The sequence below is a fragment of the Amycolatopsis sp. NPDC004378 genome, assembly GCF_053602455.1.
The window spans coordinates 71,689-85,885 of the sequence record NZ_JBSGDR010000011.1 but is presented as its reverse complement, the minus strand read 5'-3'; the positions used below and the strand labels follow the sequence as shown (position 1 = coordinate 85,885).

The window sequence follows — 14,197 nt, the reverse complement described above, 5'->3', positions numbered from 1 at the left end:
TGTGGGGGTTCAGGCCGCGTCGGCGTTGGTGGCCGGGCGGCGGACGGGCGGGAGCAGGCGGCGGATCAGCGCCATGCGCGTGTCCGGGAGCGGCCGGGCGTTCGCGACGACGCGGGCGATGAACTGCTCGCGCGTCTCGTCCGGCCGCTTCTGCACGCTGGCCATCACGACGCCTCCGGCAGGGCGCGCTTCAGGTCGTCCGGCTCGCAGCCGAGGGCCTCGGCCATGGCCTTGAGCGCGCGCGGCCGCGGGTTACGTCGGCCCTGCTCGTAGGTGGAGATCTGGGAGTGGTCCACGGGCTGTCCGGTCTCGCGGCACTTCTCTGCGAAGTCACGCAGCGACCAGCCCGCGTTCTCCCGGCGTCGACGGAGCTCGGGGCCGTCGATCTGGTAGCTGGGTGATCCGTGGGGCATGACGCCAAGTTAGGCCAAGTTCCACCAGAGGACAACAAGTTTCGCCAAGTTTGGGGTCACAGAACGGTCACGCCCCTCTGCGTGATCACGAGGTCACAGACTTGTTGTGATCTGTTGTCACTTGCGGTACTTTTGCCACACCGACCAGGGGGGAGAGGAAAATCCATGGCGACGGACCCGATAGATCCCGCCGCGCGAGCGCGCCTCGACGAAGCCATGGAAGAGAGCCGCGCCGAACTCGACCTCACCTGGCGCGAAGTGGCCGCCGCCGCCGGCATGACGACCGAAGGCATCCGGAACATCCGCAAGGGCCCCAGCGGCATCCCACCGCGCCGCCGCCGCGCCCTCGAACGCGTCTTCAAATGGCCACGCAACGAAGTCGACCGACTGCTCGGCGAAACAACGCCGCACGAATGGTCAGCCGAACAGCGCGCCGTAATGCGGTCAATGGACCTCGATGACGCGATTATGTTCGGTCGGAAGTTGAAAGCCGACGAGGGCGAACACACGGCAGTCGTCTGGATACAGGAATGGGCAAAGGAAAGAGACGCCGCACTGTCCCCGGAGGACAGTCCTCTGTGATCTGTCGCGGCGCGACACCGTAGTGGTACGACGAGCAAAAGTGAACCCTGTACCGAACTGTGCCCTTCCCGTGACCGTGATCTTCGTCTAACCGGGTCATCTTCTTTTTCGGGATTAACACCCCGTCACGGACGACGGATAAGCCTCCTGCAAGCGGCGCAATCCAGCGCCGCAATCAGGTGACTACACACAGCCAAAGGAGGCAACGTCCGTGACGAGCCCAGCATCAACCCGCAGGCGACTCCACACCTCGGACCGGCTGTTCATCGCCGCGATCCTGGCAGGAGCCATGCTCGTCCCGCACCTCGTCCTGTCGATCGTGGGGGATTGGCCAGCCCAGCCGTTCAACGCGCACCTCCTGGTGGTGCTGCTGCTTGTCGGCGGAGGCTGGCGAGCCGAACTAGGCAGAGCCGCCACCGAGCCGGAGCCGGACGAGACCGTCGACAGCTTCGACGCGATCACCCGCCAACTCCGCGAGTTCCGCGGGAACGGCGACGGCACTGCATGACGCCGAAGGGAGGGCAGGCCGCTTCCCCCGGCCAGTCTCCCCGGCCTCAGCCCTCGTCCGTCACGAACCGCACCCGATCCTCGATCGGCGCCCGCACCGGACCCCGCCGCGGCGTATGCACGATCCGCAGCTCGCCCAGCGCATCCCGCTGCAGCAACGCCGCCGCGATCTTCCGCTCGACCACGATGTCCTCCGGCCACCGATCCGCCACATCCGGACCAGGCTCGATCAAACCGGCCAGCCGAGACGGACGCTCCAGCCGCTGCACCTTCACCTTCCACTCCTCAAGGGACGCAACCACGCTCGGCTCCGTCTCCGCGAACGCCGCCGCCGACATGCGAAGCGCCCTCAGCTGCGCCTTCATGTCGTCGTAGTGGGTCTGCCACCGGTCCCGCTCGGCACGCGCGGCCCGCAGTTCCTGCGGCGTGCTGCGGCCATGATCGAGCTGACCGTACTGCTCAGGGTCGGCGAGGTAGGCCAGCATCATCTCCGTCACGAACTTGTCCAGGTCGTGCTCAGGAACGGTCACGCAGGTCTTCGCCGCACAGGTGTACACCGGCTCCCCGCGCAGGGTCTTCGTGCGCAGGGGGCCTCCGCACGGGTCGCACAGCGCGACCGAGGACAGCCGATGACGCGCGCGGGCCGGCCGGTAGGTGTTGCGCCGGTCGTCCGTGGCGAGGAGCGCTTGGACGTCGTCGAACAGCTTGAAGTCCGGCTCGTCGTCCTTGGTCTTCAGCAGCGGCTCCCACTTCCCCGGGGTGATCGACACCGTCTCGGGCGGAACCTGCCACCAGGACTTGCCCGGCTGGCCGACGATGTGCACGCGCTGCGCGATGTAGGCCCGGTTCCGGGCGATCGACAGCAGCTGCGAGCTCGTGTACGGCTTGCCGACTCCGTTGAGGATGCCGCGCTCCTTCCAGTCGCGGGCGATCCTGGAGAGCGCATCGCCCGCGCGGATCCGGTCGAACAGCTCCAGCGGCAGTTTCGAGACCTCGGGGTCCCAGCTGCGGCGGATCAGACGGCCGGTGCGTGGGTCGTACTCGGCGATCTGGCCGACGCTCAGCCGTCCGGCCGGCCCACCTTCTTCGGCGCGTTCGTTGTGGCTGCGCTTCGACCGGTCGGAGGTCTTCGCGGACTCGTACTCGGAGTCGACCGCGTCTTCCTGGAGGGTGCGGCGGTCGCGGGCGCGGGTCATGTCGTAGACGCGGCCGTGGGTGTGGACCCAGACCTTCATCTTGCGGTCGGCGAGCAACTCGATGAGGTGCGCCCACTCGCTGACTTTGCGGCTGCCGCGGCTGGATTCCCAGAGGGCGAGGCCGTCGGCGCCGAACTCACCGGAGATGAGGTCGGCGATCATCTGCTCGAAGTCATCGCGGGCTTTGCGGGCATAGATCGAGGCGCTGCCGATGTCCCGGTAGGGGTCGGGGTGCAGGTCGAAGTTCTGCGTTTCGGTGTCGCGATTGAGGTCGCTGTTCTGCTCGGCGGGCGAGCGCTCGCGGCCACTCTGGTCCTGGGAGACGCGGAGGTAGGGGCGGAGGAGAAGCCTGTGCTGCTCGGCCTGGGAGCGCTCTTGGCCGCTGTGAGCTGCGAGGACCGGGGGACTTTGAGCTGTTCCTGGACGAGTGCCTGTCACACGGCGTATTGTAGCCCTCTAGAGGGGCATATGGTCCCAGATGTCCGAGGTGCCGTACTTGCCGTCGACGGTCGACCCGTTGGTCTGGCAGGAAATGGTGACCGCGGTGCCGTCGGCGATGGACCCGACCGCGCTCCCGCTGGTGCTCGGGGTGGCCCGCACGGTCAGCGCGGCTCCCGAGTCGGTGTGCACCGTGCCCGAGGCCGCCAGGGCCGGGGTGGCGCCGGCCAGCGCGATCGCCGCCGCCGCGCCGAGCACCGCGGCCGTCCGCTTCCCGATCCGAATTCTCATTGGTCCGTCCCTCCAGGATTCGTTGTGGGGACAGCATGGCGAGCGCCGGTACAAGGCCCGTACAAAAGCCCGGCCGCCTTCTGAAGATGCGGCAAACCGGACGAAGCCCCGCCGGAACGCGTCCGGCGGGGCTTCGTCGTCGGTCCTTCAGGCCAGGTACTCGGCCGCCGCGCGCAGGCTCACGTAGGAGCCGCTGAACGTGTCGATCCGGGGGCCGCCGCCGTCCACCGGGCCCGGCGCCCCGGTTTCGACGCGAATGTAGTCCACTGTGGACATCCGGTCGAGCAGGGCGCGCACCCGCGGGTGCCGGTGCGCCTCGCGGGTGACCACGACGACGCTGCGCACCCCTTGGGCCGCTTCGAGGATCGCGTCGGCGTCCTCCGGCGTCGCCGTGAGCGTGCGCGTGCCCGGCACCAGCTCGGCCAGGTGCGCGCCGAGGCCCCACGGCATCGGGCCGGCCGCGATGGTCGGCTCGGTCTGGACGTCGACCACCAGCGCCGGCCCGGCCAGCCGCACGTCACCCCGGATCCGGAGGGCCTTGCGAGCCGCCTCCAGACCGAGGCGGCGGTCCACCGGGCCCACCGAAGCCGGTACCGGGTCGGTGCCCAGCGCCGCCGTGCGCGCCGCCGCCTCCGCCAGCCGCTCCAGGGGCAGCTCCCCCGCCGCGACGGCGGCCACGATCGCCGACACGCACGCGTCGAGGTGTTCGGCCTCGAACGCCGCGCCACCGAGGCACAGCGCGTCGGCACCGGCGGCCAGCGCGCGCACGGCCGAGCGGCCGAGGCCGTCGTGCTTGCCGTACGCGCCGGACACCGCGCCCATCTCGAGCGCGTCGGTGATCACCGCGCCGGTGAAGCCCAGCTCGCCGCGCAGGACGTCGGTGAGTGCGACGCGGTTGAGCGTCGCGGGTTCCTCGCCCCACGCCTTCACGACCAGGTGGCCCGACATCACCGAGCGCACCCCGGCCCGGATCGCCGCGGCGAACGGGACCAGCTCGATCTCCCGCAGCTCCTCGGGCGTCCGGGGCAGCACCGGCAGGGCCACGTGCGAGTCCTCGGTCGCCGCGCCGTGGCCCGGGAAGTGCTTCGCGCACGCCGCGACGCCGTACTTCTGCAAACCCGTGACGTACGCCGCGACGTGCGGCGACGCCTTCGCCGGGTCGGACCCGAACGCCCGGACGCCGATGATCGGGTCCTCGGCCGCCAGGGTCAGGTCCGCGCACGGCGCCAGATTGAGCGTGACGCCGCAGGCCGCCAGCCGTTCGCCGAGCGCGGCGGCGACCGCCGTGGTCAGCTCCGGGTCGTCGGCCGCGCCCAGGGCCAGGGGCCCCGGCACGAACGACCCGGTGTTGACGTCGAGCCGGGTGACGTCGCCGCCCTCCTCGTCGATCCCGACCACGACGCCGTCCCGCTCGCCCCGCAGCTGCGCGGTGAGCGCGGCGACCTGCTCGTCGTCGACGACGTTGCGGCCGAACAGCACCACCCCGCCCAGGCCGTCGGCGAGGCGTCCGCGCAGCCAGTCCGGCGCGGTGGTCCCGGCGAACCCGGGCAGGAGAACGGCTTCGGCGAGCTTCTCCGGTGAGCTCAACGGCTATCCCTTCACCGCGCCGGCGGCGACGCCGGACACGAGCTTGCGCTGCACGATCAGGAAGAACACCAGCGCCGGGAGGGCGTAGATGACCGACGACGCCATCACGCCGCCCCAGTCGGTCGCGAACGCCGTGCGGAACGTCGCCAGCCACACCGGCAGCGTCTCCCGGTCCTTGCTCTTGATGAACACCAGCGCGAACAGGTACTCGTTCCACGCCGTGATGAAGCTGAACACCGACGTCGTGACCAGCCCGGGCGCGAGCAGCGGCAGCGTCACCCGGCGGAAGGCGCCGGTCTGGCTGCAGCCGTCGATCATCGCGGCCTCCTCCAGCTCGTACGGGATCCCGTTGACGAACCCGTAGAGCATCCAGACCGTGAACGGCAGCGTCGTCGCGAAGTAGATCAGCAGCAGCGACGGCAGCGTGTCGAGCAGCCCGGCGTCCCGCATCAGCAGGAACAGCGGGAGGAACAGGGCCGACGTCGGGGCCAGCTGCGACACCATGACCAGCAGGAGGAACCCCCGGCGCCCGGTGAAGCGCAGCCTCGACAGCGGGATCGCCGCCAGCGTCCCGGCGACCAGCGCGCAGAGCACCGCGCCGACCGTGACGATCAGGCTGTTGAGCAGGTACGTCGGGAAGTTGTCCCGCCCGAGCGCCGTGGCGAAGTTGCCGAACGAGAACGACGTGGGGATCAGGTCGTACTTGGGCGAGAGGATCTCGCCGGGCGTCCGCAGCGAGGTGACGAACATCCAGTACGTCGGGAAGAGGATCAGCAGCGCCACGACCACGCCGACGACCGAAAGCGCGATCCGCTGCGGGAGCGACTTCCTCACTTGAGATCACCTTCCGGGGTCCGGATGAGCAGCTGGATGTACCGCCCCGTGATGAGCGCGAGCAGGATCAGCATCAGCGTCGCGATCGCGCCCGCCGCGCCGAAGTGGTTGCCCGCGATGCCCTTGAGGTAGAGCACGACGGCCAGCGTCGTGCTCTCGCCGTCCGGGCCGCCCTCGCGGATCGCCCAGATCTGGGCGAAGGCGTTGAAGTCCCACAGCACCGACAGGAAGGTCACCATCGTGGTGATCGGCGCGATCGACGGCCAGGTGACCGCGCGGAACGTCTGCCACGGCCCGGCGCCGTCCATGCCGGCGGCCTCGTACTGCTCCTGCGGAACGCCGAGGAGGCCCGCGTAGAGCGCGAACGTCACGAACGGCACGGCCTGCCACACGATGAGCAGCCCGATCACGGTCAGCGTGCTGGCCCCGCTGGAGAACCACGAGAAGCCGATGAAGCCGTGGAACCCGAGCCGGTCGAGGGTCTTGTTGAGGATGCCGTACTGCTCGTCGAAGATCCACTGGAACACCGTGGTCGTGGCGATCACCGGCGTCGCCCAGGCGAGCACCAGCGTCACCTGGACGAACACCCGGACGACCGGGCCGAGGTGGCGCATCAGCACCGCCAGCAGCAGGCCGCCGACGATGGTCGCGGCCACGATCGAGGCGGTGAAGACCAGCGTCCGGACGGTGATCGTCCAGAACTCGGGGTCCGCGAGGTTGTTGGTGTAGTTGTCGAACCCGACCCAGACGGTCTTGCCGGAGATGAGCTGCCCGACGTCGAGCTTGCGGAAGCTGATCGCGATGACCTGGACCAGCGGCCAGGCGAGCAGCACGAGGATCGCGGCGACGGCCGGGAGCAGCAGCAGGTAGGGGAGCACCCGGTCGCCGAACCGGCCCCGCCTGCGCTTCTTGGCCCGGGCGTCGCGCGGCGATGCCGGCGGGGTGGCCCCCGCCGGCATCGTCACGTTCGCGGTCGCTGTCATCCGCCGATGAGCTTGTTCAGCGCTGCGTTGGCGTCGGCGGTCGCCTGGTCGAGCGTCTTCTTGCCGGTCAGGTACGCGGTCAGCATGTCCTTGACCGGGTTCTGGCCGGACTCCACGTCACCCCACTTCGGGCTGGCCGGCACGGCCTTGCCGTTGGTGGAGGCCTTGGCCATCACGCTGCCCAGCGGGTCCTTGTCCAGGCCGGAGAGGTCGGTCGACGTGCCGGGCACGACACCCGCCGCGGCGAGCTGGCTCTGGTACTTCGGGCTGGAGAGGAGCTTGATGTACTCCTTGGCGGCGGCCACGTTCTTGCTGTTGGCCGGGATCGCCAGGTTGGAGCCGCCCAGGAAGACCGGGGCGCTCTGGCCGGCGGTCTTGCTCGGGATGGCGAAGGCGCCGGTCTTGCCGGTCAGGCTCGCGTCGGTCTTGGCCGCGGTGGCCAGCTCCCACGGGAGGCCGATCATCATGGCCACCTTGCCGCCGCCGTAGATGGTCGCCTGCTGCGGCTTGGCCTCGTCGGCGTCCTTCGGCGCCTTGGTGCCGGAGGTGTCGACGAGCTTCTTGTAGAAGTCCAGGCCCGCCTTCGCGCCGGCGCTGTCCAGCGTCGCCTTGAAGTTCTTGCCGTCGGGCTGGGCGATGTCACCGCCGTTGTCCCAGATGAAGGACAGCAGGGCGTACCAGTTCTGGCCGGGCATGTAGAGCGCCTGGAAGTCCGGGTCGGAGCCGAACTTGGTCTTCAGCTTGGTGATCGCGTCGATCCACTCGTCGTTCGAGGTCGGCGGCTTGGCGATGCCGGCCTGCTCGAACATGTCCTTGCGGTAGATGACCTCGCGGTTGGCCGCGTAGAACGGGACGCCGTAGACCTTGCCGTCGTAGGTGCCGGAGTCCGCGAGACCCTTCAGCCACTGCGCGCCGTTGAAGCTGTCCTTGTCGGCGGTCAGGTCGGTCAGGACGCCGTCCTGCGAAGCGAACGCGGCGGTCTGCGTGTTGCCGATCTCGATCACGTCCGGCGGCGCGCCACTGGCGAGCGCGGTGGTCAGCTTCTGCTGGATGCCGTCCCACTGCTGGACTTCGTACTTGACCTTGACCCCGGGGTGCGCGGCCTCGAACTCCTTGTTCAGCGCGTCGGTCAGCGAAGCCGGCGCGGACCCCGTCATCAGCCAGACCGTGACGTCGCCCGTGATCTGCGCGGGAGCACCGCTCGACGAAGCGGCCGTGTCGGTTCCGCTGGAGCCCGCGCAGCCTGCGGTCGCGAGCGTGAGTGCGGCGGCGCCCGCCGCCAGCTTGAGCCAGCGTTTCACTCGATGCCGTCCTTTCCCTGCCCGGCCACCGCGGCCGAGCGCCCCAAATGGTGTAGACCAATGTTGGAGCTAGAGTGGTACGTACCACAGGCCCTGTCAAGGCGGTTGCCGGAACGTTGTAAACCCGCCCGGGAGTTGTACAGGGAGTAGCCGGGTGGTTACCGGAGGGCGACGCCTGCGTGCCAGAAGTCGTCCGAATAGGAAGGTGTCCGGGCCGTTTTTCACCGCAGCGAAGCCGAAAGCCGTGCACCGGCACGCGGCGGGCACGACGAAAACCGCCCCGGGAAAGAAATCCCGGGGCGGCGAAGTCGATCAGGCCGGCGTTGTCGCTGGTAGGGCCGCGTGTCGCCGGGCGCGGTGCGCGGCCATCCGCACGGGCGCGTTGACCACCCCGAACCCGCGGTACCCACCGATGCGCTGGACCACTTCGAAGAACACCCGGGCCCCGGCCAGGGCGGTGTAGAAGTGCAGGAACTCGCCGTCCTCGTCGCGGTCGTAGAGCACCGAATGCGCCCGCAGCCCGGCGAGCCGGTCCGGCGGCAGCTCGAGCCGAGCCTCGAGGTCGTCGTAGTAGTTGGCCGGGATGTCCAGCAGCGGCGCCCCCGCCGCCCGCATCGCCGCGGCCGCCGCCAAGGCGTCCGCGCAGGCGAACGCCACGTGCTGCGGTTCGGGCACCGCCGGCGCCCAGCCACCACGCCGGACCAGCGCGCTGTCCAGCGTCAGCCGCACCTCCCCCGCCGCCATCGCGCGGCTGCGGACCAGCCCGAACGGCGCCGCGAACTCGGTGACCGGCGACGGCGTCAGCCCGAACACCGACCGGTAGAACAGGGCCGCCTCCTCGAAGTGGTCGAACGGCTGCGTGAGGGCGACGTGATCGATCCCGAGGACGCCGAAGCCGTCCGCCGTCTCGCCGGCCGGCACGAAGTCGCCGCGCCAGTCGTCGCCGCCGCACAGGAAGACCTCGGTGCCGTCCGGGGCCGCGACCGACGCCAGGTCCGCCTCCCGCGGACCGCGCGTCCGCGGCAGCACCGGCGCGAGCAACGCCTCCGCCCGGCGGGCCGAACGGGCCGAATCGGTACTGGCCAGGGCGACCGCGCCGACGGCGCCATGCGCCGCGCCGCCTTCGTTGACCACCACCCGGGCGTCGCCCTGCTCCCACAGCTCGACCGGCTTGGTGCGGTGCACGCCGGTGCGCGTGAACCCCAGCGAAGCCAGCACCCGGCCCGCGCCGGGATCGGTGACGACCTCGGCGAACGCGTGCCCGGTCAGTCTCGGCGCGGCCGGCACGTCGAGGACGCCCAAGGACTCCTTCAACGCCAGCAGCGACCGCATCGCGTCGACCGCGGCCGGGCGCGGGTCGGCCTGGCGGAACACGTCGTTGAAGACTTCGAGCGACAACGGGCCGCGGTAACCCGCGGCGAGCACGTGCCCGGTGAAGGCCGTCAGGTCGAAGTCGCCCTGGCCGGGGAAGAGCCGGTGGTGCCGGCTCCACGGCAGGACGTCCATCGGCAGCTCGGGCGCGTCGGCGAGCTGCAGGAAGAAGATCTTGTCGCCCGGGATCGCGCGGATCGGCGCCGGGTCGTGGCCCTTCGACAGGATGTGGAAGCTGTCGAGGCAGACGCCGAGCGCGGGGTGGGCGGCCTTCCGCACGATCCGCCACGCGTGCTCGTACCCGTGGACGTGCCGGCCCCAGGCCAGGGCTTCGTAGGCGACCCGCAGGCCGCGCTTCTGCGCCAGCTCGGCGAGCGCGTGCAGCTGCCCGGCCGCCAGTTCGTCGTCGTCGATCGCGTCCGGCGACACCGACGAGCAGACCAGGACCGTGTCCGTGCCGAGCTCGGCCATGACGTCGAACTTGCGGGCCGCGCGGCGCATATTGGCCGCGTGCACGGACGGCGGAACGGCCTCGAAGTCGCGGAACGGCTGGTAGAGGTCGATCGACAGGCCGAGGTCGGCGCAGCGGCGGCGGATCTCGGCCGGGCGCGACGGCGACACGAGCAGGTCGTTTTCGAACAGCTCGACGCCGTCGAACCCGGCCGCGGCCGCCGCGGCGAGCTTGTCTTCGAGGGTGCCGGACAGGCAGACGGTGGCGATCGCGGTGCGCGGCTCAGGCAGCACGGGCGGCCTCGCCTTCGAGCGCGTCGAAGTGGCGCAGCATCCGGGCCGGGTCCGGCTCGACGCCGGTGAACAGCCGGAACGACTCCGCGGCCTGCAGCACGACCATGCCGCCGCCGTGCAGGACCCGGCAGCCGCGGGCGCGGGCGGCGGCGAGCAGCGCGGTTTCCAGGGGCCGGTAGACGATGTCGGCCACCCAGAGCTCGGGACGCACCAGCTCCGCCGGGAGTGGCGAGCCGGGATGGGCGGCCATGCCGGTCGGGGTCGCGTGCACCAGGCCGTCGGCTTTCTCGACCGCGTCCAGGCCGCCGGCCTCGGCCCGGGCGGCGCCGAAGCGGCGTTGCAGCGCCTGGACGAGGTTCGCGCTGCGCGTCCCGTCGACGTCGTGGACCGTCAGCCGCCCGGCGCCGAGCGACAGGAGCGCGTGCGCGACCGCGGCGCCCGCTCCCCCGGCGCCGAGCAGGACGACGTCGTCCATCCGGACGTCGGGCAGGCCGCGGGTGAGGCTGCGCGCGAAGCCGGTCGCGTCGGTGTTGTGGCCGATCGCGCGGCCCTGCTCGAAGACGACGGTGTTGACCGCGCCGAGCGCGGCGGCCTCCGGCGAGAGCTCGTCCAGGTGCGGGAGGACGGCCTGCTTGGCCGGGTGCGTGACGTTGAGGCCGTCGAACCCGGCGAGACGGGCCGCCGCGACGACGTCGGCGACCGGGCGGCCCAGCACGTCGAGGTCCAGCAGGCGGTAGACGTAGCGGAGGCCGAGCTCGTCGGCCTCCCGCTCGTGCAACGCCGGGCTGGCGGACGGCCCGATGCCCGAGCCGACGAGTCCGATCAGGTAGCTGGTCACGCCGCGTCCTCCGGATTAATGTACGAACTAGTACGTTCACGTTAGCGCGGTGTCCGCCCCGGCGGAAGGGCTGGGCTAGAGTGGGGCCGTTCACCTGCAGCGGAGGGAGCCCGGTGGCCGCACCGTCGTCGGAGGCCGAGCGCCAGCGCGACAAGGAACGAACGCGGGCGGACATCCTCGCGGTGGCCACGCGGGAGTTCGCGGACAAGGGCTACGCCGGCGCGCGCGTCGACGAGATCGCCGCGCGCACCAGCACCACCAAGCGGATGATCTACTACTACTTCGGCGGCAAGGAACAGCTCTACCTGGCCGTGCTGGAGAAGGCGTACGCCGAGATCCGCACGCTCGAGGCCCAGGTCGACGTCCGGCACCTCGAGCCGGAGGACGCCCTGCGGCGGCTGGCCGCACTGACCTTCGACCACCACGAGGCGCACCCGGACTTCATCCGGCTGGTCAGCATCGAGAACATCCACCACGCCGAGCACCTCAAGCAGTCGGAGATCCTGGCCGGCCTGGCCGACCCGGCACTCGGCGGGCTGACGATCGTCCTCGAGCGCGGCCGCGCGGCCGGCCGTTTCCGCGAAGACGCCGACCCGCTGGACGTCCACATGGTCATCAGCTCGTTCTGCGTGTTCCGCCTCGCGAACCGCCACACGTTCCAGGCGATCTTCGGCCGCGACATGCTGGACCCGGCCCGCCGCGAGCACTACCGCACCATGCTCGGCGACCTGCTGATCGACTACCTGACCGCCCGCTGACGCCCCGCCCCCTGCGGCGCGCCCCAGCCTGCTCGGGGCCGCACGCCCCCGCCTGACCGCCCGCTGAGGCACCATCCGCCGCCGCGCACTCGCCTGCTCGGCGCCGCTCGCCCCCGCCTGACCGCGAGCACCCGGCGACCGTTCGCCCGCAGCACAACCTCAGCCGACCGCCAGCACCCAGCGGCCGTCCGCCGCGGCACACCCCGCCTCACCAGCAGCGCCCGGCGGCCGCCGAAAAAGGATCTCTTGACACCCGCGCACGCTTCTCGCACTCTTTATTAACTAACTAGACCGTACATTGCTTCCCGCCGACTCTGAGCAACGAAGCACGGACGTCAGGAGCTCATCCCCGTGACCGGATCGATGCCCCGCAAGGCGGCGCTGGCCGCCTGGATCGGCAGCGCGCTCGAGTACTACGACTTCTTCATCTACGGCACCGCCGCCGCGCTGGTGTTCAACAAGGTCTTCTTCCCCGCCTCCTCCCCCGCGACCGGCACCCTGCTGGCGCTGGCCACCTTCGGCGTCGGCTACCTGGCGCGGCCGGTCGGCGCGTTCATCCTCGGCCACGTCGGGGACCGGTTCGGCCGCAAGCGGGTCCTCGTCTTCACGCTGCTCCTGATGGGCGTCGCGACGTTCGCCGTCGGGTGCCTCCCGACGTACGCGAGCGTTGGGGTGCTCGCGCCGGTCCTGCTGGTCGCTCTCCGGCTGCTGCAAGGACTTTCGGCCGCCGGCGAGCAGGCGGGCGCGAACTCGATGTCGCTCGAACACGCCCCGGAACGGCGGCGCGCGTACTTCACCAGCTTCACCCTCAGCGGCACGCAGGCCGGCCAGATCCTGGCGACGGCGATCTTCCTGCCGGTCGCCGCGCTCCCCCAGGCCGACCTGCTGACGTGGGGCTGGCGGATCCCGTTCTGGTGCAGCGCGGCGGTCGTGGTCGTCGGGTTCGTCATCCGCCGCAAGCTCGACGAGACGCCGGTGTTCGAACGCACCGAGGTCGCGAAGCTGCCGGTCGCGGTGCTGTTCCGGACGCACTGGGCCGACGTCCTGCGCGTGGTCGTCGCCGCGACGATCGCCTCGGTCAGCACGATCTTCACCGTGTACGCGCTGAGCTACGCGGTCAACACGATCGGCCTGGCGCGCACCCCGATGCTGTGGGTCGGCGTGCTGGCGAACATCGTCGCGCTGGCGGCGATCCCGCTGCTGGCCTCGCTGGCCGACCGGATCGGCCGCAAGCCGGTGTTCATCACCGGCTGCCTCGCCTGCGGCGTGCTGATCTTCCCGTACCTGTGGTCGATCTCGATCGGCTCGTACGCGCTGCTGTTCGTGCTCGGCGTCGCGCTGTTCGGCGTGGCGTACTCCGGGGTCAACGGCGTCTGGCCGTCGCTGTACGGCGAGATGTTCAGCGCCCGAGTCCGCCTTTCGGGCATGGCGATCGGCACCCAGATCGGCTTCGCGGTGGCGGGCTTCGCCCCCAGCGTCGTGGCGGCGATCGGCTCGGCCAAGGAGGACTGGCTCGGCGTCGCGGTCTTCACCGCGGTGGTCTGCCTGGTGGCGGCGGCCGCCGCGGCGACGGCCCGGGAGACCTACCGCGTGCCGACCGCCCAGCTCGGCAGCCGCGTGGCGGCGACGCCGTCGTCCACTGTGGTCCCTTCCACTGTGGACGGTTAGTCCGGAACCCCGGCGGTCGCGGGGGAATCTCATCGCCTCCGCCGGGGCCCCTTGGACAGGACCGTCCCGGAGAGCGTCACGACGCCGCCGAGACCGGCCAGCACCAGCCCCAGCGGGATGTCCTTGACGAACCCGACGGTGCCCGACGCCCAGATCCCGAACCCGCCGAGCAGCACCAGCAGCCCCACCACCACGATCGCGCGCCCGGCGTCGTTGACCGTCCCGGCGGTGACCTCCCCGAGGGAGACACCGAAGTCCTGCGGCACCCCTGCGGCGTCCGAGTAGACGGCACCGATCGGCCCGAAGGACAGCTGGTCCCCGTCACGCAGCAGCCGCGCCTCCCGCACGGCGAGCCGCTGCCCGTTCACCCAGGTGCCGTTGCGCGACCCCGCATCGCTGACCCAGGTGCCACGCGCGTCACGCCGCACCCACGCGTGCCGCGTGCTCACGTGGTCCGAGTGCACCCGCAGGTCCGCATCCGGCCCCCGGCCGACCAGCCACGAACCCCGCCGCACCTCGAGCCTCGCCACGGCGCCGTCGAGCATCTCGATCGTCGCCGCCTCCTGTCGCCCCATCGCCCCTCCCGTCCTGACCCGGCTCCTCTCAGAGCCGGGCCAGGCGCGGAAGATATCCGGCGAACGGGTGAACTCGTCGGACTTTCGGCGACGGCGGTCAGGCTTCGGCCG

The 14,197-nt window shown here is 70.9% G+C and carries 15 protein-coding genes; 4 read left to right on the top strand and 11 right to left on the bottom strand.

Translation table 11 applies throughout. The features are described from left to right. Nucleotides 1-9 precede the first annotated feature (9 nt). Together ACWEN0_RS28715 and ACWEN0_RS28710 are read right to left on the bottom strand one after the other, a co-directional pair. Entirely contained in the window at nt 10-165 is a 156-nt protein-coding gene (locus tag ACWEN0_RS28715) for a hypothetical protein (protein ID WP_451980088.1), read from the bottom strand. Next, a complete protein-coding gene (locus ACWEN0_RS28710) occupies nt 165-413 on the bottom strand; it encodes a helix-turn-helix domain-containing protein (RefSeq protein ID WP_451980085.1) in 249 nt (82 codons plus the stop codon). Before ACWEN0_RS28710 ends, ACWEN0_RS28715 begins: the two co-directional genes overlap by 1 nt. 165 nt (nt 414-578) lie before the next feature. Between ACWEN0_RS28710 and ACWEN0_RS28705 the strand changes: the two genes are divergently transcribed. After that, nucleotides 579-995 (top strand): hypothetical protein, encoded by a 417-nt coding sequence (locus tag ACWEN0_RS28705; protein WP_451980082.1) that lies wholly within the window; start codon nt 579-581, stop codon nt 993-995. 211 nt (nt 996-1,206) lie between these two features. Next, nucleotides 1,207-1,503: a hypothetical protein gene (locus ACWEN0_RS28700; RefSeq protein ID WP_451980079.1), complete on the top strand. Its 297-nt coding sequence runs from the start codon at nt 1,207-1,209 to the stop codon at nt 1,501-1,503. Between the two features lie 46 nt (nt 1,504-1,549). On the opposite strand, the gene ACWEN0_RS28695 is transcribed toward ACWEN0_RS28700, so the two are convergent. The 8 genes from ACWEN0_RS28695 to ACWEN0_RS28660 all read right to left on the bottom strand — a co-directional run bounded on the left by ACWEN0_RS28695 (nt 1,550) and on the right by ACWEN0_RS28660 (nt 11,085). Then, nucleotides 1,550-3,136: a recombinase family protein gene (locus tag ACWEN0_RS28695; RefSeq protein ID WP_451980076.1), complete on the bottom strand. Its 1,587-nt coding sequence runs from the start codon at nt 3,134-3,136 to the stop codon at nt 1,550-1,552. Nucleotides 3,137-3,154: 18 nt separating this feature from the next. Next, entirely contained in the window at nt 3,155-3,427 is a 273-nt protein-coding gene (locus ACWEN0_RS28690) for a hypothetical protein (protein WP_451980074.1), read from the bottom strand. A gap of 147 nt (nt 3,428-3,574) precedes the next feature. Further along, the gene (locus tag ACWEN0_RS28685; protein WP_451980071.1) at nt 3,575-5,014 is read right to left on the bottom strand and encodes a glycoside hydrolase family 3 protein; all 1,440 of its coding nucleotides are present in this window, start codon (nt 5,012-5,014) and stop codon (nt 3,575-3,577) included. 3 nt (nt 5,015-5,017) lie between these two features. Further along, the gene (locus ACWEN0_RS28680; RefSeq protein ID WP_451980068.1) at nt 5,018-5,848 is read right to left on the bottom strand and encodes a carbohydrate ABC transporter permease; all 831 of its coding nucleotides are present in this window, start codon (nt 5,846-5,848) and stop codon (nt 5,018-5,020) included. Further along, nucleotides 5,845-6,831 (bottom strand): carbohydrate ABC transporter permease, encoded by a 987-nt coding sequence (locus ACWEN0_RS28675; protein WP_451980065.1) that lies wholly within the window; start codon nt 6,829-6,831, stop codon nt 5,845-5,847. Before ACWEN0_RS28675 ends, ACWEN0_RS28680 begins: the two co-directional genes overlap by 4 nt. After that, complete coding sequence (locus ACWEN0_RS28670) at nt 6,828-8,132, bottom strand: sugar ABC transporter substrate-binding protein (protein WP_451980062.1); 1,305 nt, start codon at nt 8,130-8,132, stop codon at nt 6,828-6,830. The genes ACWEN0_RS28675 and ACWEN0_RS28670 overlap by 4 nt, the downstream gene beginning before the upstream one ends. Before the next feature lie 312 nt (nt 8,133-8,444). Next, nucleotides 8,445-10,247 carry a TIM barrel protein gene (locus tag ACWEN0_RS28665; protein ID WP_451980059.1) on the bottom strand — a complete coding sequence of 601 codons (1,803 nt, stop codon included), beginning with the start codon at nt 10,245-10,247 and terminating at the stop codon, nt 8,445-8,447. Next, entirely contained in the window at nt 10,237-11,085 is an 849-nt protein-coding gene (locus ACWEN0_RS28660; protein WP_451980056.1) for a shikimate dehydrogenase, read from the bottom strand. The genes ACWEN0_RS28665 and ACWEN0_RS28660 overlap by 11 nt, the downstream gene beginning before the upstream one ends. Nucleotides 11,086-11,198: 113 nt before the next feature. On the opposite strand from ACWEN0_RS28660, the gene ACWEN0_RS28655 reads away from it, so the two are divergent. Together ACWEN0_RS28655 and ACWEN0_RS28650 are read left to right on the top strand one after the other, a co-directional pair. After that, nucleotides 11,199-11,843, top strand: a complete 645-nt coding sequence (locus tag ACWEN0_RS28655) for a TetR/AcrR family transcriptional regulator (RefSeq protein ID WP_451980053.1) — start codon at nt 11,199-11,201, stop codon at nt 11,841-11,843. Between the two features lie 351 nt (nt 11,844-12,194). Then, nucleotides 12,195-13,511 (top strand): MFS transporter, encoded by a 1,317-nt coding sequence (locus ACWEN0_RS28650; RefSeq protein ID WP_451980051.1) that lies wholly within the window; start codon nt 12,195-12,197, stop codon nt 13,509-13,511. 29 nt (nt 13,512-13,540) lie between these two features. Here the strand turns inward: ACWEN0_RS28650 and ACWEN0_RS28645 are convergent, their stop codons facing one another. Continuing rightward, a complete protein-coding gene (locus ACWEN0_RS28645; RefSeq protein WP_451980048.1) occupies nt 13,541-14,086 on the bottom strand; it encodes an FHA domain-containing protein in 546 nt (181 codons plus the stop codon). Between the last annotated feature and the right edge of the window lie 111 nt (nt 14,087-14,197).

Coding starts and splice junctions, on each gene's coding strand:
- ACWEN0_RS28710 (WP_451980085.1), bottom strand. CDS start 413: ATGCCCCACGGATCACCCAGCTACCAGATCGACGGCCCCGAGCTCCGT.
- ACWEN0_RS28675 (WP_451980065.1), bottom strand. CDS start 6,831: ATGACAGCGACCGCGAACGTGACGATGCCGGCGGGGGCCACCCCGCCG.
- ACWEN0_RS28715 (WP_451980088.1), bottom strand. CDS start 165: ATGGCCAGCGTGCAGAAGCGGCCGGACGAGACGCGCGAGCAGTTCATC.
- ACWEN0_RS28690 (WP_451980074.1), bottom strand. CDS start 3,427: ATGAGAATTCGGATCGGGAAGCGGACGGCCGCGGTGCTCGGCGCGGCG.
- ACWEN0_RS28645 (WP_451980048.1), bottom strand. CDS start 14,086: ATGGGGCGACAGGAGGCGGCGACGATCGAGATGCTCGACGGCGCCGTG.
- ACWEN0_RS28705 (WP_451980082.1), top strand. CDS start 579: ATGGCGACGGACCCGATAGATCCCGCCGCGCGAGCGCGCCTCGACGAA.